Source organism: Psychrobacter sp. 78a-MNA-CIBAN-0178 (assembly GCF_040309625.1).
In the GTDB taxonomy this organism is placed as follows: Bacteria; Pseudomonadota; Gammaproteobacteria; order Pseudomonadales; family Moraxellaceae; genus Psychrobacter; species Psychrobacter okhotskensis.
In genome coordinates this window covers 1-260 of the sequence record NZ_JBEOOZ010000148.1, presented here as the reverse complement: position 1 = coordinate 260, position 260 = coordinate 1, and the positions used below count along the sequence as shown (strand labels likewise).

1 protein-coding gene is annotated in these 260 nt (G+C 44.6%); it reads right to left on the bottom strand.

Annotated elements, in window-relative coordinates; genetic code table 11:
- Positions 1-260, bottom strand: a 260-nt coding sequence (locus AAEY80_RS14630; RefSeq protein WP_350588606.1) for a catalase, incomplete at both ends; no start/stop codon positions are given.

Here is a 260-nt window from a genome sequence, read left to right as displayed (position 1 = left end):
ATGCTACTTGCTCAGTCTCTGCAAAGAAATTATCTGGATAGCGGTTCAATACCATTTTACCCACAACTTTCACTGGTACCAATTCTTCTGGAATCAGCTTGGTTGCATCGAGATGGTCAAATGGGAATTCGTTGGCTTCTTCTTCGGTAAATAACTGTACGCCAAACTCCCACTCAGGATAGTCACCGTTGTTGATTGACTCAAACAAGTCGCGGCGATGATAGTCAGGATCAGCACCTGAGATTTTCACTGCCTCATCC